Annotated in this window: 17 protein-coding genes; 11 read left to right on the forward strand and 6 right to left on the reverse strand. The window is 46.1% G+C overall.

Annotation, left to right across the window (positions count from 1 at the left end):
* Positions 1-82 precede the first annotated feature (82 nt).
* Both tsaD and R7190_RS11565 read left to right on the forward strand, forming a co-directional pair.
* On the forward strand, positions 83-1,099 hold the full coding sequence (gene tsaD / locus R7190_RS11560) for a tRNA (adenosine(37)-N6)-threonylcarbamoyltransferase complex transferase subunit TsaD (protein ID WP_005379854.1): 1,017 nt from the start codon (positions 83-85) through the stop codon (positions 1,097-1,099).
* A 176-nt stretch (positions 1,100-1,275) separates the two neighbouring features.
* On the forward strand, positions 1,276-2,091 hold the full coding sequence (locus R7190_RS11565) for an alpha/beta fold hydrolase (protein ID WP_138938973.1): 816 nt from the start codon (positions 1,276-1,278) through the stop codon (positions 2,089-2,091).
* Positions 2,092-2,125: 34 nt separating this feature from the next.
* On the opposite strand, the gene plsY is transcribed toward R7190_RS11565, so the two are convergent.
* Positions 2,126-2,737: a glycerol-3-phosphate 1-O-acyltransferase PlsY gene (gene plsY / locus R7190_RS11570; RefSeq protein ID WP_005379857.1), complete on the reverse strand. Its 612-nt coding sequence runs from the start codon at positions 2,735-2,737 to the stop codon at positions 2,126-2,128.
* Positions 2,738-2,987: 250 nt separating this feature from the next.
* Between plsY and folB the strand changes: the two genes are divergently transcribed.
* From folB to R7190_RS11585, 3 genes are read left to right on the forward strand one after another with little or no spacing between them, the layout of a single operon-like run.
* Positions 2,988-3,347: a bifunctional dihydroneopterin aldolase/7,8-dihydroneopterin epimerase gene (gene folB, locus R7190_RS11575; protein ID WP_005387458.1), complete on the forward strand. Its 360-nt coding sequence runs from the start codon at positions 2,988-2,990 to the stop codon at positions 3,345-3,347.
* Entirely contained in the window at positions 3,344-3,826 is a 483-nt protein-coding gene (gene folK / locus R7190_RS11580; RefSeq protein ID WP_005387457.1) for a 2-amino-4-hydroxy-6-hydroxymethyldihydropteridine diphosphokinase, read from the forward strand. Before folB ends, folK begins: the two co-directional genes overlap by 4 nt.
* Positions 3,827-3,840: 14 nt before the next feature.
* Positions 3,841-4,644, forward strand: coding sequence for an undecaprenyl-diphosphate phosphatase (locus R7190_RS11585; RefSeq protein ID WP_017636143.1), 804 nt, complete (start codon positions 3,841-3,843; stop codon positions 4,642-4,644).
* 52 nt (positions 4,645-4,696) lie between these two features.
* On the opposite strand, the gene R7190_RS11590 is transcribed toward R7190_RS11585, so the two are convergent.
* On the reverse strand, positions 4,697-5,917 hold the full coding sequence (locus R7190_RS11590; RefSeq protein WP_186584471.1) for a multifunctional CCA addition/repair protein: 1,221 nt from the start codon (positions 5,915-5,917) through the stop codon (positions 4,697-4,699).
* A gap of 137 nt (positions 5,918-6,054) precedes the next feature.
* Here R7190_RS11590 and R7190_RS11595 point away from each other — a divergent pair, with 137 nt between their 5' ends.
* From R7190_RS11595 to ggt, 3 genes are all read left to right on the forward strand, one after another.
* Entirely contained in the window at positions 6,055-7,671 is a 1,617-nt protein-coding gene (locus tag R7190_RS11595) for an ExeA family protein (RefSeq protein ID WP_053306867.1), read from the forward strand.
* The gene (locus R7190_RS11600) at positions 7,671-8,357 is read left to right on the forward strand and encodes a general secretion pathway protein GspB (protein ID WP_053306868.1); all 687 of its coding nucleotides are present in this window, start codon (positions 7,671-7,673) and stop codon (positions 8,355-8,357) included. Before R7190_RS11595 ends, R7190_RS11600 begins: the two co-directional genes overlap by 1 nt.
* 273 nt (positions 8,358-8,630) lie before the next feature.
* Positions 8,631-10,361: a gamma-glutamyltransferase gene (ggt, locus tag R7190_RS11605; protein WP_033906083.1), complete on the forward strand. Its 1,731-nt coding sequence runs from the start codon at positions 8,631-8,633 to the stop codon at positions 10,359-10,361.
* An 88-nt stretch (positions 10,362-10,449) separates the two neighbouring features.
* On the opposite strand, the gene R7190_RS11610 is transcribed toward ggt, so the two are convergent.
* The 3 genes from R7190_RS11610 to R7190_RS11620 form a co-directional block, all read right to left on the reverse strand.
* Positions 10,450-11,061: a TIGR04211 family SH3 domain-containing protein gene (locus R7190_RS11610; protein WP_005379900.1), complete on the reverse strand. Its 612-nt coding sequence runs from the start codon at positions 11,059-11,061 to the stop codon at positions 10,450-10,452.
* 178 nt (positions 11,062-11,239) lie between these two features.
* Entirely contained in the window at positions 11,240-12,499 is a 1,260-nt protein-coding gene (locus R7190_RS11615; protein WP_005379898.1) for an inorganic phosphate transporter, read from the reverse strand.
* Positions 12,500-12,630: 131 nt separating this feature from the next.
* Positions 12,631-13,311: a TIGR00153 family protein gene (locus R7190_RS11620; RefSeq protein WP_005379896.1), complete on the reverse strand. Its 681-nt coding sequence runs from the start codon at positions 13,309-13,311 to the stop codon at positions 12,631-12,633.
* A 212-nt stretch (positions 13,312-13,523) separates the two neighbouring features.
* Between R7190_RS11620 and R7190_RS11625 the strand changes: the two genes are divergently transcribed.
* Positions 13,524-15,056, forward strand: a complete 1,533-nt coding sequence (locus R7190_RS11625; RefSeq protein ID WP_053306869.1) for an inorganic triphosphatase — start codon at positions 13,524-13,526, stop codon at positions 15,054-15,056.
* Positions 15,057-15,097: 41 nt separating this feature from the next.
* Here R7190_RS11625 and R7190_RS11630 read toward each other — a convergent pair whose 3' ends face one another.
* The gene (locus tag R7190_RS11630; protein ID WP_025768395.1) at positions 15,098-15,871 is read right to left on the reverse strand and encodes a potassium channel family protein; all 774 of its coding nucleotides are present in this window, start codon (positions 15,869-15,871) and stop codon (positions 15,098-15,100) included.
* Positions 15,872-15,976: 105 nt separating this feature from the next.
* On the opposite strand from R7190_RS11630, the gene R7190_RS11635 reads away from it, so the two are divergent.
* Together R7190_RS11635 and glnE are read left to right on the forward strand one after the other, a co-directional pair.
* Positions 15,977-17,233, forward strand: coding sequence for a methyl-accepting chemotaxis protein (locus R7190_RS11635; protein WP_005379890.1), 1,257 nt, complete (start codon positions 15,977-15,979; stop codon positions 17,231-17,233).
* A 113-nt stretch (positions 17,234-17,346) separates the two neighbouring features.
* Positions 17,347-20,190 (forward strand): bifunctional [glutamate--ammonia ligase]-adenylyl-L-tyrosine phosphorylase/[glutamate--ammonia-ligase] adenylyltransferase, encoded by a 2,844-nt coding sequence (gene glnE / locus R7190_RS11640; RefSeq protein WP_132936751.1) that lies wholly within the window; start codon positions 17,347-17,349, stop codon positions 20,188-20,190.
* Positions 20,191-20,203 lie beyond the last annotated feature (13 nt).

Below are 20,203 nucleotides of genomic sequence, written 5' to 3' on the forward strand. Positions count from 1 at the left end.
TGTACAAAATTTGTTTGCAGCACCAAGGCGAGGTAATATGACGCCCAAATTTCCTCTATACAGAAAGCATACTGAGAAAACCATGCGCATTATTGGTATTGAAACCTCTTGTGACGAGACTGGCATCGCAATTTATGACGATGAAAACGGTCTCTTGTCACACAAGCTATATAGCCAAGTAAAACTGCACGCAGATTACGGCGGTGTGGTGCCTGAGTTGGCTTCACGTGACCACGTAAAGAAAACCATTCCTCTTATTAAAGAGGCACTAAAAGAAGCGAACTTAACTTCAAAAGACATCGATGGTGTCGCGTATACCGCGGGGCCTGGTCTTGTTGGGGCGCTATTAGTGGGTGCGACTATCGGTCGCAGTATTGCTTATGCTTGGGGAGTGCCAGCGGTACCTGTTCATCATATGGAAGGTCACCTATTGGCCCCAATGTTGGAAGATAACCCTCCACCGTTCCCGTTTGTGGCGGTATTAGTATCGGGCGGTCACTCTATGATGGTGGAGGTGAGAGGCATCGGTGAGTACAAAATTCTAGGTGAGTCGATTGATGATGCGGCGGGCGAAGCGTTTGATAAAACAGCGAAGCTAATGGGTTTGGATTACCCAGGCGGTCCACTATTATCTAAACTGGCGGAAAAAGGTACACCGGGCCGCTTTAAGTTCCCGCGCCCAATGACGAATGTGCCAGGTTTGGACATGAGTTTCTCTGGTCTAAAAACCTTTACGGCTAACACGATTGCTGCAAACGGTGATGACGAGCAAACTCGCGCGGACATCGCATTGGCATTTGAAGAGGCTGTGTGTGCTACGTTGGCTATTAAATGTAAGCGCGCGCTTGAGCAAACAGGCATGAAACGCATTGTTATTGCTGGTGGTGTGAGTGCTAACCGTCGTTTGCGAGCTGAGTTAGAGAAGTTAGCGAAGAAAGTTGGCGGCGAAGTTTACTACCCACGTACTGAGTTCTGTACAGATAACGGTGCGATGATCGCTTACGCAGGCATGCAGCGCTTGAAGAATGGCGAAGTGGCTGATATGTCAGTAGAGGCTCGTCCACGTTGGCCAATTGATCAACTAACACCTGTCGCTTAATCAAATTTATGCGGTAAGTTTGAAACCGGTTCTGTGTAATAAAGGTCTCTGCTCCTCAGAGGCCTTTATTTTTAATTATTCAATGAACCGCCTCGTTTTACATTCTGACTGATGCGATCAGTTCGCTATTGTTTCAGTGCTAGGATGACGTGGAAGAATAAGAAATGGATATAACAATGAATAAGTTTGAAATTGAAGGTCAGCAACTTGCTTATCTAGATAAAGGTGAGGGCCCTGTGCTTCTATTTGGTCATAGTTACCTTTGGGATCGCCAAATGTGGGCGCCACAAGTTGAGGTTTTAAGCCAGTCATTCCGTTGTATTGTGCCAGATCTTTGGGCACATGGTGAATCGGACGCTGCACCTGCATCGACACAGTCATTGGCCGACTATGCACAACATATGCTGGCATTGATGGATCATTTAGATATCGAAGAGTTCTCGATAGTGGGCTTATCTGTTGGCGGCATGTGGGGAGCAGAGCTAACGGCTCAAGCGCCGCAACGTGTTAAGTCACTGGTATTGATGGATACCTTCATTGGCTGGGAGCCAGAAGTTACGTATAAGAAGTATTTTGCAATGCTTGATACCATCAGCCAAGTCCAAGCAGTGCCTGCGCCAATTATTGAAGCCGTTGTGCCGCTGTTCTTTGCCAACAACGTCAATCAGGATAACCCTGAACTTGTCGCTTCATTCAAACGCAGTTTAGAAGAGCTGAACGGTGAGCGTGCGGTGGAAGTAGCTCGCATAGGGCGTATGGTGTTTGGTCGCCGGGATGTGATTGAGGATTCGGAAAAATTTGCTCTGCCGACGTTAATTGCAGTGGGCTGTGAAGATAAACCACGTCCAGTTTTTGAATCTTATTTAATGAAAGACTGTATCACAGGCAGTGAGTTGGTGGAGATTCCCCAAGCGGGACACATCAGTTGTTTAGAGCAACCTGAGTTCGTCAACCAGATGTTGTTGAACTTCCTGAATCGAGTTCATGCGTAACCAATACATCCTTCTTTAAACGAAAAACTCGGCATTAAGCCGAGTTTTTTTGTGTCAGTTTTTTCTCGCCGATTTTTGGCTCGTCGCCAGACAAAAGCCGACGAATATTTTGATGATGCTTAAATACGATTAAGCAGCACAGCATAGCAACAGGTAACGTGTATTGCGGTTTAAACATCCAAGTATAAAACGGAGTGACCAAAACCGTGACGAGAGCCGCTAAGGATGAATAGCGGAATAGCGCGGCTACTGACAGCCAAGTTAACATTACCAATCCAGTTAAGTCCAAACCAATCGGAGCGATAGCGCCAAGCGCGGTTGCGACACCTTTTCCGCCTTTAAAGTGGAAAAAGATGGGGTACATGTGGCCAAGACAGGCAGCAATGGCGATGACGCCAAGAATGATAGGGTCGATACCAAGAAAGTATCCGCCCCACACGGGGATAGTGCCTTTGAGCATATCGCACAACAAGACTGAAACAGCGGCTCCTCGTCCGCCAATACGCAATACGTTCGTTGCTCCAGGATTGTTAGATCCCACACTGCGTGGGTCTGGCAGTTTTAAGAGTCGACAGATCAAAACCGCACTGGAAACCGAACCTAATAAATAGGCGGCCATTGTCATTATCAGTGCCAGTGCGTCCATAGAAGTCCTTGATGGATTGGAATTTAATGCTCGGTTCCCGCGTAGTTGCTATCATACCCCGAATTTACATAATGCAGAAATCCTCACTGTGATAGAGCTTGCATTATGTGATTTCTTGTATATAAAGATGCTTTCGCAGTTTATACCTAAGTAACATTGTGATGACCAAAGTAAATGTTACTTAGGTATAGAATACTACGATCAAATTACCCCTCACGGGTATCCGACCTCTGTAATAGAAGGACATAAGATGGCTCTGGATAAAGTTTTTATTGAACAGTTAGAAGTAATCACCACCATTGGCGTGTACGACTGGGAACAACAAATCAAACAAAAGTTGGTTCTAGATATTGAAATGGCACACGATAATAAACCTGCGGGCAAAAGTGATGATGTGCAAGATGCACTGGATTATTCGCAGGTGAGTGAGGCGGTACTTAACCACATTGAAAATGGTCGTTTCTTACTGGTCGAGCGCGTGGCTGAAGAAGTAGCAGAGCTTATCATGCAGCGTTTCTCTGTGCCTTGGGTGAAAATCCGCCTAGCGAAGCCTGGCGCCGTGCCGCAAGCACGTGCTGTTGGTGTGGTGATTGAGCGAGGCCGAGCATGATCACCACCTATATCGGTGTTGGGACGAACGTAGAAAGAGAGCAACATGTGCTTGCTGCGTATCAGGAGCTGCAACGGCTTGGAGAAAATCTCCTCGTATCACCGATATATGAATGCGAACCTATTGGTTTTAGCAGTAAGAATTTCTACAACTTTGTCGTTGCAATGCGTACCGAGTTGTCATTAGAAGAGTTGAGCCATCAACTACGCGAGATTGAATTTAAATGGGGACGCGAAGAAAACGCGCAAAAGTATCAGGATCGAACACTGGATCTCGATATAGTGTTGTTCGGTGAGCGCGTCTCCAAGAAAAAACCTGAGCTACCTCGCAGTGATATCTACAAATATCCTTTTGTCACAAAGCCGTTGTATGATCTCGAACCGCAATTAGTGATCCCAGGCGATGGACGCACAGTCGCAGACATTTGGCATGCTATGCAGCCAGTCGATTCGCTCAAACCCGTTTCCTTTCATTTTTAATTTGAGTTGTTTACATGAGTTATTTTGAAGCCTTTATTTTGGCTCTGATTCAGGGGCTGACAGAGTTTTTGCCTATCTCAAGCTCTGCCCATTTGATCCTGCCTTCCGCTATTTTAGGATGGGAAGACCAAGGTCTGGCCTTTGATGTTGCTGTTCACGTCGGTACATTAATGGCTGTCGTGATCTATTTTCGTCATGAAGTAATCACTTTGTTTCAAGCGTTATTTGCTTCGATCTTTAAAGGAGATCGCAGTAAAGAAGCTAAATTGGCTTGGATGATCGTGATTGCGACGATTCCAGCTTGTGTGTTCGGTCTATTGATGAAAGACATCATTGAAGTGTATCTACGTAGCGCTTACGTCATCGCGACTACCACGATCGTATTTGGCTTGTTGCTATGGTGGGTAGACAAAAACGCTAAACTCGTTGCCGATGAATACCAAACGGGTTGGAAGAAAGCTGTATTTATCGGTATTGCTCAAGCCTTAGCGATGATTCCTGGAACTTCACGTTCAGGGGCGACCATCACAGCAGCGCTTTACCTTGGCTTTACTCGAGAAGCGGCTGCCCGATTTTCGTTTTTAATGTCGATCCCAATCATTACATTAGCTGGTAGCTACTTAGGCATGAAGTTAGTGACCAGTGGTGAACCTGTCCATGTTGGTTTCTTACTTACTGGCATTATCACATCGTTTATCAGTGCGTACATCTGTATCCACTTCTTCTTGAAGATGATTTCACGCATGGGCATGACACCGTTTGTGATTTACCGTCTCATTTTGGGCGTCGGTTTGTTCGCTTTTCTATTAAGTGCATAATTGATGCTAACGAAAAACGCCCGCGAAATCCGCGGGCGTTTTTGTTTGTTCGTTACTTCTTAAGTACTGCTTTCACTGCTTCAATACGTCGTTTTTCTTGCTCGTCACGAATCGCAGGGCCTTTAAAGCCCTCTTTGATTATGGTTTGAACGTCAACTGCCGCTGCTGCTTGGTAGGCTTGCCTAAAAATATCCGCCTGTGGATATGGTTGCGTTTCCAGTCCTTTACGACCAGCGTGATCCGCTTGGCAGCAAAGCAAGATATCTTGCAGACGTTTGGACTTACGCCACCCATCAAGCTTATTGAGTATTTTAATTATGGTTTGTGGTTTAAGTTCAGCCGCGCGATGAATATTGGAGTGCTGTTCGCACACCATCAAGGCTAAATCACGAAACTCATTTGGTACCCGGACACGTTCGCACAGCTTTTTGATCAGTTTTAATCCTGTATGGCAATGCATTTTGTGGCTTGGCCATTCGCTCTCTGGCGTCACGCCCTTACCCAAGTCATGCACTTGGGCGGCAAACCTGACGGGGAGTGAGTTACTCAATTTTGCGGCTTGCTCTGCCACCATCAAAGTATGGATGCCAGTATCGATTTCTGGATGCCACTTCTCAGGTTGAGGTACGCCAAATAGTGCATCAATTTCAGGTAACACCACGGTTAATGCACCACAGTCTCGTAGAACCGATAAGAAAATATCAGGGCGAGGAGTAGAGAGAGATTTATGCCATTCTTGCCAAACACGCTCGGGAGTCAGTGTGCTCAGCTCTCCGGACTCTGCCATGTGACGCATTAACCGCATGGTTTCGTCGGCAACCGTAAAGTTTAGATCAGCAAGCTTCGCTGCGAAGCGAGCGACACGTAAAACGCGTAGAGGGTCTTCAATAAAGGCGTCTGATACATGGCGTAGCAGTTTATCGTTGAGATCTTGCTGGCCACCATATGGGTCATGGATCGTGCCATCACTCTCCATTGCCATCGCGTTAATGGTTAAATCACGACGTATCAAATCTTCTTCTAAGGTGACGTTTTGATCGAAGAAACATTCAAAACCAGTGTAACCAGAACCTGACTTTCTCTCTGTTCGTGCAAGGGCATATTCTTCTTTACTTTTGGGATGCAGAAATACAGGAAAGTCTTTACCAACGGCGGTGTATCCTTGGGACAGCATCATCTCGGGCGTCGCGCCTACGACCACCCAGTCGTTGTCATAACTATCAATTCCGAGCAATTTATCTCGAACTGCGCCACCTACTAAATAAACTTGCACGAATTACCTCTTAATTTATGGATATGCCGTTGGACATTGTAGCAAGCAATGGTACTTTTCTTTACTCCTAAGAATAGAAGAAGAGCGTTTATACCATGTCTGACTATTCCCAGGTGGTTTTTTAGCTGGAGAGCCTAATGTATAAGGACTTTTTTGGGTTTGTCGAACAACCATTTTCGATTGTTCCAAACTCACGTTATTTGTATTTAAGCCAACGTCACAAAGAGGCAATCACACATCTCCAAGCTGGGCTAGGCGATGGCGGTGGCTTTGCTATGCTTACTGGCGAAGTAGGTACAGGCAAAACGACCGTCGCAAAAGCGATGCTGGCGAATTTGGGTGATAACACCAAAGCGGGTCTTATTCTCAATCCCACGTTTTCGAGTAGAGACTTGCTCGAAGCCATTTGTGATGAGTTCAAAATCACCTATCCGCCAGATGCAAACCTCAAACAGCTAAACCAGGTTATCCATCAATATTTGCTGCGTAATTATCGTTCAGGCTGGCAGACATTGCTGGTCATTGATGAGGCTCAACACCTTGCTGCCGACGTTCTAGAGCAGTTGCGATTGTTGACCAACTTGGAAACCGATACCAGAAAATTGCTCAAAGTGTTGTTGGTCGGGCAGCCTGAATTGCAGCGGTTATTACAAACAACACAACTACGCCAACTTGCCCAGCGTATTACCGGGCGTTATCACCTGTTGCCGTTGGATGAAAAAGAGACAGAAGATTACATCGCATTTCGACTACATACAGCAGGTGGCGACCAGCAACTGTTTAATCGTGCTTCTTGTAAACTTATAGCCAAATACAGTCACGGTATACCGCGGCTCATCAACCTTATCTGTGACAAATCCCTCAACATTAGTTATCACCAGGGTAATGTGGTTGTGGATAAGCAAACCGTTCAGCAGGCCTGTGAAGAGGTGATGCAGTTTCAGGCAGATATTTATCAGCAAGATAAAAAAGAGCGCCGGACTTTCCGTTGGCCTGCTTGGGGCTCTGTCACGGTAGGCCTTATTGCTGCATTAAGTACGGGGTGGGCGGTCGTGAATTATATGCCAGCTCAAGCGACGTCAGTGTTGACACAAGTGAAGGAGCCAAGAGTAGAGCCAACACCAACCGTCGTAAGCCAACAGTTAACGGATGAGCAGCGTGATTTATTGTTAACACAAAAACAGTCGAACCTTGCTGTAAATGATTTGTATCGTTTGTGGGGGTATCAAGCATCGGTTCGCGATAATCTTTGTTTGTCAGAACCGCAGTCGACTATGCGTTGTGAGCGTAAAATGGCGACTTGGCCGCTGTTGATGCAACAAAATCGCCCTGTGATCTTGGAGTTGAATTATCAAGGTGATGTTGGGTATGTCATTCTATATGCCGTCGGTAATGACCAAGCTGAAGTGCTCAATGGCAAGCAGCGTCTGCGTCTGCCAGTTTCGTGGCTAAAGCCGTTGTGGCAGGGCAATATTATCGAACTGCGGCATGCTCCGCTGAATGAAACATTACGGTTAGACATGGAAGGCCCTGCGATTGAAGTATTAGACCGATTATTAGCAGAAGCGGTGAGTGAGCCACTGCTTGAAACGTCTATTTTTGATGGTGCGATGAAAGAGCGAGTCGAGTTATTTCAACGTTGGCAAGGAATTGGTGTCGATGGTATTGCAGGTAAGCGAACGCTAGACCGACTTCAGCAAAATGTTCAGCCAGATGCGCCTCAACTGGCGAGAATCGAGAAGGAGGACGCATAATGTCAGCTGTGAAACATATAGGTCTGTTCTTGCTGCCAATCACTGCTTCTGCTATTGGAGTCGCTTGGTACTTAGATCTCTTTGCACCGAGTGTTGAAGTAGATACAACGTCCCTGATAGAAAAGGTCGAAGTGGTATCACCTTTCAAAGTATTAGACTATCCAGAGAACACCCAGTTGGCCCAATTGCCAAGAGAGTGGCCAAGTGCAGAGCTATCGCGTGATTTTGGTACATTTACCACCCCCGATGAATACACGAGCCATACACCAAGCAGAGATGAAACACGCAACTCAGCATCAACCCAAACGACTTCTGCTGCTGAAGAGGACCTCGGGTTGTCTTTGGATGATCTGGATTTATCCTCATTATCTCCTGATTTAGCTAGGAAGGTCGAAAATGCCTTATCCCGAGATGATGACAATTCGTCATCACAAACGGCACGCGTGAACGATTTAGAGCGCAACGCTCACCAGTGGCAAGGGCGTCTACCTGCGCTTAATTTGCAAACCCATATGTACGCTAGTGATGAAAATCGCCGTTGGGTGAAAATTAACAATGTTGAGTATCATCAAGGGGATGTCGTTGATGATCAGGTCACTCTAAGAGAAATACAACCGCAAGCGGTGATTGTTGAGTTCCAAGGTGAGCAAATTCGTATACCAGCGTTGTATGAGTGGAAAGGGTAACTCTTGTAGAAACACATCAAGCCAGCGAAATCATATCGCTGGCTTTTTATTTTGCAGAGCATCTTTTGCATCTATTCTGGTGATGATTTTTAGATACTCAAACAAGCAAAATATAGCTTTTCTCAGTCGTTTAAATAGCACCAATATCATTCATCTATTGATAGCGCGATTCCAGTCAGCGTTGTGTAAAAAGACACCATCTTCACGAACTTCGGAGTAATGACTTGGTCCACGTTAGACCCCATCACATAATAGGAGTCTAAACAGAGACACATGCGTATTCTGATTTTTTCTTTAAGTATTGTTGCATCGACAAGCTATGCAGCAAAGCCAGACCCATTCCCAGTTACACCAGATAGTCGCGGGCAAGATTTCATGGTCAGTGCGACGAATCCTTACGTGAGCAGTACCGGTTACTCAATATTGAAAGAAGGCGGTAACGCTGTTGATGCTATGGTCGCGATGCAGATGGTGATGTCTGTCGTTGAGCCAGATATGACCGGAATTGGCGGCGGGACTTTCGCGCTGTTTTATCAACATGACGAGAAAAAATTTCTGGCCCTTGATGGTCGAGATGAAGCGCCCTCTAGCGCGAACCCTGAAATGTTTGTTGAGAATGGGGAAGTACTCAGTCGCAACGAAATATTAGGCCCTCGTTCTGTTGCGGTTCCGGGCACGTTGCGGTTGCTTTACACCACTCATGAACAATACGGCAAGTTGCCATGGGCAGAGCTGATTAAGCCGGCGATTACATTGGCGAGCAATGGGTACGCGATGAACAGCTACACCTACGACATCGTAGTAAGAGAGCAAAGCCGACTTGAGCAAGATCCGGAAGTGAAAGCCTTGTATTGGCAAGGGGATGATATTAAGCCGACGGGAACCTTGATGAAGAACCCTAAGATGGCTGAGACGCTGAGGAAGATCGCGCAACAAGGCGATAGTTACCTTTATGGTGGTGAGCTTGGTCAGCACATCGTAGAGACGGTTAATAGTCGTATTGATGACCAACACGAGAAGTTGTCTTTAGAAGATTTTAAACATTACCAAGTGAAGCAGCGTGACATCATTGAGAGCGACTACCGTGGGAATAAAATCGTCTCTTTTGGTTACCCAGCTTCGGGTGGTGTGATGGTCGCTCAGAGTCTTGAACTGCTTGCACCCTATGACATTGCCCATATGGCGAAAACGGATGTGGAACCTTGGCGTCTCATGACTGAAGCGATGCGAATTGCAAAAGCCGATCGTATTGCGTATGCCGGAGATCCGGATTATGTGGAAGCGCCAGTTGAACAGTTGTTGTCTAAAGCCTATCTAGATCAGAGACGTGATTTAATCCCCGATAATGGCACTTCAGAAGAGGATCCAAAAGCAGGACAGATAACGCAAACTCAGTATGCGCAATATCAAGGCTTCGAGAGCAAAGATACAGGGCATATTTCTATCGTAGATAGAGATGGAAATGCAATAGCGATGACTAGTACGGTAGGAACGGGTATGGGCTCGGGTGTGATGGTCGATGGCGTTATCTTGAACGCGCAGATGGCTAACTTCTCACCTCAGCCAACGGTTAACGGCAAGCCTACGCAAAACTCAATTGAAGCGGGCAAGCGTCCACGTTCGGCTATTACGCCATTAATGGTGATGGACAGTGATGATAACTTGCGTTTGGTGGTTGGGTCACCAGGTAGTTCACAAATCCCGGGGTATGTACTCAAAACCGTGGTTGGGGTGCTGGATTGGAATTTATCAGCGCAAGAGGCTATTGACTTACCAAACATCCAGTATGGCACTAAGATAGACCGCACCAAGTCTTATGACCCGACTGGTTTGCTGGTGGAAAAGAAAACGTTCGCAGAAATGTTGGTGCCTGAGTTTATGGAGCTTGGCTACCCAGTGCACGTTATTCCAGTGGTAAGCGGTTTGAATGCAATTGAGCTAAAAGATGGCAAGCTTTATGGCGCAACGGATCGTCGTCGAGCCTCTAGTTCAATGGGGGAGTAGTACTCACTTCTATCAAACGAAGCAAATTAAAAAGCCAGTCAATATCGACTGGCTTTTGCGTTCTTTTTAAAGATAAAAGCGTAAGGGTTTATGCCCAACCCGCAGGAGAGCGCTTTCTACGAGGCATGACATGCGGAAGAATCAAACCAAATAGTAAACCTAAACCTGCAACACCGCCGCCATAAGTGAAGTACTTAAGCAGCATGTCATCTTTTTGTGTATCCAGTTTTGCGCGTAGCTCGCGGTTTTCTGTTTCAACAGAAGTAAGCTGATCGCTGATCTCAGAGTATTTATTTTCTAGATCTGAAATTTGTTGGTTACGTGTTTCGAGAGAGGTAACAAGACCGGCTTTCTCTGCATCAGAAGTTTGACGAGCATTAGCAAGCTGCTCTTTTACTTCGGCTAGCTCTTTCTCAATGCGAGGAAGGCGAATTGCCATGCTCTCTTGGTTTGTCACAAACTTGCTTTGTACCCAACCAGTGCGACCACGGTCATCACGAACTTGCGTATAGCCAGTATCTCGGTTGGTTTTAATCAGTTGTACTTTAGAACCGGCGTTAACACTACCAATAATACGGTAGGTGTTATTTGGACCTGAGTGCATAAAAGTGAAGAGGTCATCAGAAATATAACGGTCTGCTGCTAGGGCCGCTGGCGCTGCTAGCAAAGTAAACAAAACCGTGATGATTAGTTTTTTCACAGTAAATCCCTTAACGATTTTTCTTGGAGACAGCGTTGGCACCGAATGATTGGAGCCGGAAATAGACGAATAGTATGCAGTTTCAAACCTCGGTGCAACAAAGAAGGGAGGCAAAGCCTCCCTTTCTGTGCGTTTGAGTCAATAATGACAAAGCGCTTACATTCTATTGACGAGTGTCTTAAGCGAACATCGCTTGAAGTCCGTAGAAGAATACTACGGCCAATAACGCACCCGCTGGTAGTGTAACGATCCATGATGCCACGATGTTACGAACTACGCCTAGGTTCAGTGCTGCGATACCACGAGCAAAGCCAACACCGAGAACCGCACCAACCAATGTTTGAGTGGTTGAAATTGGCAGGCCTGTACCAGACGCTAGAACTACCGTACATGCTGTTGCTAGCTGTGCTGCAAAACCGCGGCTAGGCGTTAGCTCAGTGATGCCAGTACCAACGGTTGCCATTACTTTGTGACCCAGTGTTGCAAGACCGACCACGATACCAATACCGCCAAGAGGTAGAATCCACCAAGCGATGGTGCTTTTCGTGCTGATTTCGCCCATGTGTTCAACAGTCGATACGACAGCAGACAGTGGACCAATGGCGTTTGCAACGTCGTTTGAACCGTGTGCAAATGCCATCGCACAAGCGGTGATAACCATCAGAACGCTGAAGATACCTTCCACGCCAGAAAAGCTGCGGTCTTCTTCGCGATTAGCGAATTTTTTCTGGATGTATACGTAGCCGCCAATCATCACAAGTGCTGAAACTGCTGCTGCCCACATCCAGGCTTCACCATTGGTCAGGTGAAGACCAACGTGTTTTAGACCTTTTTTGATGGTTACAAGTGCAATCACCATTGTTGTGATGAACATGTAAACAGGTACAAAACGTTTCGCGTTAAACAGAGGGTTCTCAGTATCAAAAATCAGGCGCTGTGCGCTGACAAAGATAACGTAAGCAAAGAAACCTGAAATCACTGGCGTAATAATCCAGCTACCAACAATGCCTTGAACGCTGCCCCAGTCAACCGCTTCAGTACCTACTGATACGCATGCAAAACCAATGATTGCACCGATGATTGAGTGAGTCGTTGATACTGGCCAGCCCATGTAAGAAGCAAGAAGCAGCCATGTACCTGCTGCTAAAAGCGCAGACATCATGCCGTAGACAAGAACATCTGGTTGACTAGCAAATAAAGAAGTTTCGATTACACCTTTACGGATAGTGTCGGTTACTTCACCGCCTGCAAGGTAAGCACCTGCAAATTCGAAGATCATCGCAATGATGATAGCTTGTTTTACAGTTAGCGCTTTTGAACCTACAGATGTACCCATCGCATTAGCAACGTCGTTCGCGCCAATACCAATCGCCATCATGAAACCAAAAATCGCTGCAACAATAATCAGGACAGTGCCGTAGTTCGCAAGGATATCCATCGTAATACCTAGTTGTTTTATAACAAGCGGAACAAAATTTTACGCGCGCCAAACCATAAGACGATGAAAATAGTCATCGTCCCTATGACACGTGTTAATTATGCTCTTCGTTATGTCGTTAACTTTATGTTTTAAGATCGAGATAGCATGACTTCCAAACGAGCACCTACGCGCTGCGCTTGGTCGGCAATACCACCTACCCATTCAAGAATCTTGTATAGGAACATGACATCGATAGGGTTCATGTCAGCTTCAATCACCATCAACTGTTGGCGAAGTTCAATCTGCATGGCATCGGTATCATCTTCGATAACGTCTAATTGATGAATCATTTCAGCGACGAGCGTCACTTCACGGCCTTTGAAGCCGGTTTCTAGCAATTCATCAAGTTCATTGATTACCTTTTGCGCCTGATCGGCAGCATCAAGACAACGTTGAACGTAAGCGAGGAAGTTTGGTTGGAGAGCCTCAGGGATGACAAGTTGACGACCATATACACGGCCAGCAATGTCTTTTGCCAGGTTTGCAAGTTTGTCCTGTTGAGTCAAAAGCTCAAGCATGTCAGTACGGTCGACTGGCATGAACAAACCGCGAGGCAGTTTTAGACGGATTTCACGTTTCAGCACATCCGCTTCTTTCTCTAGGTGAGAAATTTGTGCACGGATTTCTGCTGCTTTTTCCCAATCACCCTTTGAAGATACTTCAAAGAATTTCACCAAGTGTGAACAACATTCGTTGACACACACAACGTGGCGTTGCAAAGGCTTAATTGGGGACTTTGCAAATAACCCCATAATTGTATTTACTGGCATGGTCATTCAACCTAATAACTATAACCTTAAAAAAACATACACCATTTCTGAGTGCTTGGCGAAATGTTGAACGATGGCTATAAAGGCGCGCATGGTAACGCATTAAATCGCTCATTAAAACTGTTTTAGATCATCATTCCGGCGATATTTCTCTCTTGCCGTGTGAGAAATTACGCAATATCCTGTTTCTATCTGCTTTGAAAGGTATAGCTATGGAAACCGAAATAGAACTGAAGTTTTTTGTTTCTCCTGAATTTTCAGAAACTTTAAAAGAAAAAATTTCTGAGACAAAAGTACTTCAGCATAGTTGTCGTGACTTGAGTAACACCTATTTTGATACTGCCGATAAATGGCTTCGAAAGCACGACATTGGTTTAAGAATTCGCCGTTTTGATGATGTATTCGTCCAAACCGTAAAGACAGCAGGACGCGTCGTCGCAGGCTTACATCAAAGACCAGAATACAATGCTGAGCACACTAGCGACGAGCCTAATCTGTCGCTTCATCCTCTAGATATTTGGCCTCCAGGTAAAGATGCAGAAACGCTGCAATCCGAGCTTATGCCATTATTCTCGACCAACTTCACACGTGAACAATGGCTGATTGGCATGCCCGATGGCAGTCAGATTGAAGTTGCTTTTGACCAAGGCTTAGTTGTAGCCAAAGGTGAAGACGAAGAAGAGAAGCAAGAGCCAATTTGCGAAGTTGAACTGGAACTTAAGTCTGGCCAAACCGAAGCTTTATTCACACTGGCACGCAGCTTTTGCGAGCAAGGTGGTATGCGCTTGGGTAACTTGAGCAAAGCGGCGAAAGGTTATCGACTTGCAAGCGGTTATGCGGGTGATGAAGTAAAATCATTGGCACTTGTGGACAGTAGTCCGACGGATACCGTTGAATTTTGCTTGATCAACTCTTTAGAGCACGCTTTGTCTCATTGGCATTATCACGAGCAAATTTATGCTGAGCGTGACAGCGTGGAAGCACTGCGTGAAATCAGTAATGCCATTCGTTTCATTCGTCAAACATTGACCATTTTTGGCGGGATTGTCCCTCGTCGCGCGAGCGCGATTCTGCGCCAAGAGCTTAAATGGTTGGAAGAAGAATTGAGTTGGTTGGATGAGCATGCACACCTTGAAGAGCTTTTAGATGACAAAGGCAATGTGCTGCGCAAGTTGGATGCACGTAAGTTCTTAGTATCTGAGTTGACTCAGCAGTTACAAGAGTTGCCAAGCCGTGAAGAAGTGCTAGGGTTGCTCAATTCCGCGCGTTACACAGGGTTACTGCTGGATCTAAGCCGCTGGATCTTAGCGCGCGGTTGGCAGCCATTTCTTGATGAAAAAGCACGTGAAAAAATGGCAAGTAATATCATGCCGTTTTCAGTTACTCAGCTCGATCGCACTTGGGCTGAGCTAATGGAAGCTTTCCCAGCAGAGCGCGATTTGACGGCGCAAGAGTACGTTGATCAGCGTTATCGCTTATTGCGTAACCTCTATACTGGTATTGGTTTCGCGAGTTTGTATAACTCGGATGAGCGTAACAGCTTCCGTTTACCATGGGCGGATCTGGTGCATGGTATCGATGATCTGCTAATGCTGAACCACTTGCTCCCGTTGGTTGATATGCTGGAAGACGCAGAAAAAGAGCAGTTAGAACGCTGGTTGCACCGTCAAGAGCGCTCAATTTTGCATGCAATGGATCAAACCCGAGCGATCAGTGTGGAAGTACAGCCTTATTGGCGTGAATGATCGTTCTGGTGGTAACGACAAAAAAATAGGACCGCATGGTCCTATTTTTTTGTCTCTGTTTTACGTTGTTGTAGCTCTTTTTCCATGAAATCGAGTCGTTCTAGTATTTGCGCTTGTTGGGTTAGGAGCTGCTCGAGCATACGTTCTTTATTGATTGAACTGTGCGTCTGTTGTTTCGTTGGAGCAGTAAGGATAGAGGTGATAAGACCCGAGATCATACCAAAGATACCCACCCCGCAAACAATGATGATGACAGCCAAAAACTTTCCTATGGAGGTCACAGGATAATGATCGCCGTAACCAACCGTTGAGATCGTTACAAATACCCACCACAAAGCATCGGCGCCAGTGCGAATATTCGCTTCTGGGTTTTTCGCTTCGATAAACAGCATTGCACTAGAACCGAGCGTTATGAGGATAACCATCAATAGCAGTATAGAGGCGACCGTAGTTTCGCGGCGGTTTTCTTTGAGCTGATGCAAAATGAACTTTGACGAACGCAGTACTAATACCACTCGCATAATATGAAAAATACGAGCAAAGCGCAGGGGCTCTATCAATGGGATGCTCGCCACGAAATCTATCCAATGACGTTTAAGGAATAACCAGCGATCTGTGGACCGGATCAAATCAATGGTGAGCTGTAGTAGAAAAATACTACAGATTATGAAATCCAGACCGATAAGAACTTGACGGGTTTCGTGATCGATCGGGAAAAACAACAAGCCAGAGATCACAAATAGTGCCATAAAAGACAATATTAGTGACAACAGGCCCATCGGTCGTGTGCTGTCTTTGATATCATTGTTTTTCATACGAAGCTCAAAATAAATCGCGTAACCACGCAAAGCGCGAACATAACTATAAGTAATATAAAGATTATAGATAAAGACTATATAAGACTCGGTGGAGAACTGACAATGGAAAAGCTGGCATTTAAGCCATGGGAAAGGGTCATATCCGACATTCGACTGGTGCCTAAAATGGTCATGTTGATGGTCTTCAGTACTGTCCTGATCGTGGCAAAACAACTGTGGGACGCAAACACTTTTTACGACTCACTTTTAGCGGCGACACAAAACGCGCAAGTTGCCCAACAGCATTATGAAGCATATTTAACGCAAGTTGCTTGGCAAACCGCCTTATTGATTGTGGTTTTTGTCGTGCTCTTATTAGCGGCGGCTAGAGTGATGTTGCGTCAAACACAGTATCTGAGCGACGCGATCAAACTGATGGCGAGCAAGAACCTCTCTGTTCCATTTGGTATGGATTGTAAAGATGAATACGGAGACGTGGCACGTGAATTAGAAAAGACACGTCGACAATTGCACGATGTTATTCAAATGCAAATTAATGCGTCTGATGAATTATCAACGCTCACCGAAGTCATGACGCTGAGCATGTCGGAAACGAAGGAATCGGCGCAAGAAGAGTTTAACGAAATTGATCAACTTGCTACGGCGATGAGTGAAATGTCGTCGACGGTCCAAACGGTTGCGGAACATGCCCAGACGGCATCTTCTCTAACAGAGCAAGCTTCCGCACAAGCAATTTCTGGTCAGCAGTTCTTGCAAAGTACAATGGCGAAAATGAGTGAACTTTCGTCGGATATCGCTTCATCGGCACAAGCGGTTAACCAAGTTGAAGAACGTGTTGAAGCCATTGGTAGCGTTGTAGGGACGATTCAAGGCATTTCTGAACAAACCAACCTGCTTGCACTGAATGCGGCGATTGAAGCGGCGCGAGCTGGCGAGGCTGGGCGGGGTTTTGCTGTGGTTGCAGATGAAGTTCGTAACCTTGCCCAACGTACACAACAAGCGACGGTAGAAATTCAAGAGATGATCGCACAGCTGCAAACCAGTGCTGAATCTGCGGTAGAACTCATGGAAAAAAGCGTTGTAGAAGCGGCAGATGGAAACGAGCTGGTTTCTAATGCTGGATCTGAGCTCGATGGTATTGTTGGGCAAGTGACGCAAATCAATGACATGAACTTCCAGATCGCGACGGCGTCTGGTCAGCAAAGCAGTGTTGCAGAAGAGATGAGCCAAAACCTCACCAATGTACGTGAGTTGGTTGAAGCCTCAGTTGTTGTTGTTACCGAGCTGCTAGAAACCTCTGAAATGATGCAAAATAATGCAGGTGAGCTAGACAAGAAGATCAAATCTTTCCAAGTTTAATATTCGATCCCGAACTTTTGATAAAACGCCCACAAACCTTTTGTGGGCGTTTTTATTTGCTTTCAGTCTGGTATAAAGAATGAGTTACCGTGCTTTTCAAACAAGGAAGAAAAATGCAGCTGCCTTCGCCACTGATTTCTATCGCTGAATCTGCCGTACAAAACGCCCAAGACGCAGGTTATTTTCCCCTTTGGCCCGATGAGGTTGCGCAGCAATTTCGTTATGTGGCGGGCTTAAGCCAGTTTATAACTGAAGCCATTCATCGCGATGAAGTCCTAGCCCGTGAGTTGCCAAGTATGTTAGCGCAGCCAAGTCGTCAGGAGTCTTACCGCTCACGCCTTGCTGAACTGTTGGAACAATGTCCTGATGAGATGTCTGGCCATCGCGTGTTGCGTCAGTTTCGCAACCGAGAAATGGTGTACATTGCGTGGAAGGATTTCACGCATGCATGGTCGCTAGAGACGTCTTTAAGCCACTTATCTGAGTTGGCAGAAGCGATGATTTTTGAAACCTATCAATGGCAATATCAAGTGTGTTGTCAGGAGTGGGGCACGCCAACAAGTGAGGACGGTGAAGTGCAGCCGATGTTAATTATCGGTATGGGGAAACTGGGTGGTGGCGAGCTAAACTTTTCTTCCGATATTGATTTAATTTTCACGTACCCAGAGAATGGCGAAACCCAAGGCGCACGCCGAAGCATTGCTAATGCCCAGTTCTTTACTCGTCTTGGTCAACGCATCATCAAAGCGCTCGACCAACAAACCTTCGATGGTTTTTGCTACCGCGTCGACATGCGACTTCGCCCATTTGGAGAAAGTGGCCCCTTGGTAATGAGCTATGCCGCACTTGAAGATTATTACCAAGAGCAGGGGCGAGATTGGGAACGTTACGCGATGATCAAAGCTCGGGTGATGGGATGTGAGATGTACCCGCAGTATCAAGAGCTACGCCAAATGCTGCGCCCTTTTGTTTTTCGTCGTTATATTGATTTCAGTGCGATTCAATCTTTGCGACGAATGAAGTCGATGATCAGTAGCGAGGTTCGCCGCCGAGGGTTGAATAACAACATTAAGCTAGGTGCGGGTGGCATCCGAGAAATTGAATTTATCGCTCAAGTTTTTCAATTGATTCGAGGTGGTCGAGAGCCTTCTTTGCGTAATCGAGGGCTGTTGGAAACGCTGCAAGGCATTGAAGAACTGGCATTGCTTACTCCAAAAGAAGTCAGCGATCTAGAAGCTGCATACAAGTACTTGCGTCAATTAGAAAACTTGTTGCAAGCAATGGCGGATAAGCAAACCCAGACGCTGCCTGATTGCGAAACCGAACGCTTAAAGCTCGCCACTGCGATGAAAATGAGCTGTTGGGAGCAATTAATTGAGCAAACCCAGCAGCATATGGCAAATGTTCACCAAGTTTTTGAATCACTAATTGGTGATGATGAAGAAGACGAGGGGACTACTGTTGCTCGTCATTTTCATGAGCTATGGGATATGGCCGACAAACAAGATGTTCTTGAGCATATCTTGCAGCAGGATATTCAGATTGAAGACTTTGCTTCATGCGCGAAAACCATCATCAACTTTAAAACCGATCTGGCCAAAAAAACGTTAGGCCCACGTGGACGCGAAGTGCTCAACCGTTTGATGCCGAAAGTGTTTCATGCGGTCTTTGCCCATCCTGATGCACAGTTTGGTTTATCTCGTGTACTTCATTTGCTACACAACATCTGCACTCGCACAACTTACTTGGAATTATTGGATGAGCATCCAGCGGCTCTGGTGCAGCTCGTACGTTTGTGTACCGCAAGCCCAATGATTTCAGAGCAGCTGTCTCGTTATCCTATCTTGCTTGATGAGTTGATCGACCCTGCGCAGCTATACAATCCCATTCCATTAGACAGTTACCGTACAGAGCTGCGTGATTATTTGGCGCGTATTCCTGAAGATGATATGGAACAGCAAATGGAAGCGTTGCGTCAGTTTAAGCAAATTTGTATTTTGCGTATTGCAGCGGCAGATATTGCTGGCGCATTGCCAGTGATGAAAGTGAGTGACCATTTAACTTATTTAGCGGAAGCTATCGTGGATGCGGTGATCAGTCAGGCTTGGTTGCAAGTGTCTGAAAAGTACGGCGAGCCAACGCATGTGAAAGATCGTGAAGGTAAAGGCTTTGCTGTAATTGGTTATGGTAAAGTCGGAGGGTGGGAGCTCGGCTATAACTCCGATTTGGATATTGTCTTCATGCATGACTGCCCAGTCAATGTCTACACTGACGGCAAAAAAGAGATTGATGGTCGTCAGTTCTACCTTCGTTTAGCACAGCGTATCATTCATATTTTCTCCACTCGCACCGCTTCCGGTATTTTATACGAGGTCGATACCCGATTGCGTCCGTCCGGTGCATCGGGTTTGTTGGTTAGCCCAACGGACGCGTTCGACGACTATCAACATCAAGACGCGTGGACATGGGAGCATCAAGCACTTGTCCGCGCGCGCATGATTTATGGTGATGAACCACTGGCGAACGCATTTCACAATACGCGGGATGATGTGTTGTGCAAAGCACGCGATCAAGCTGAACTGAAAAAAGACGTTGTCGAAATGAGAGAAAAAATGCGCGGTCATCTTGGGGGGAAAAAGCCAGGCCGCTTTATGCTCAAGCAAGATGTGGGTGGGATTACCGATATCGAATTTCTCGCTCAGTACCTAGTGCTCAACTATAGTCACGATAAGCCGAAATTGACGCGTTGGTGTGATAATGTGCGCATCTTTGAAACGCTCATTGCGCAAAATGTCATGGACGAAGACCAAGCAATGCAGTTGATACGTGCCTACACGACAATGCGCAACGAAATACACCGCCGAAATCTACTCAATTTAGACGCTGATGTGGTGGAAGATAAGTTTGTTGCCGAAAGGGAGTGGGTAAAACAGGCTTGGAATCAGTGGTTCAGTTAAGACCATATATTTA

It is taken from the genome of Vibrio sp. 1078-1 (assembly GCF_033340475.1).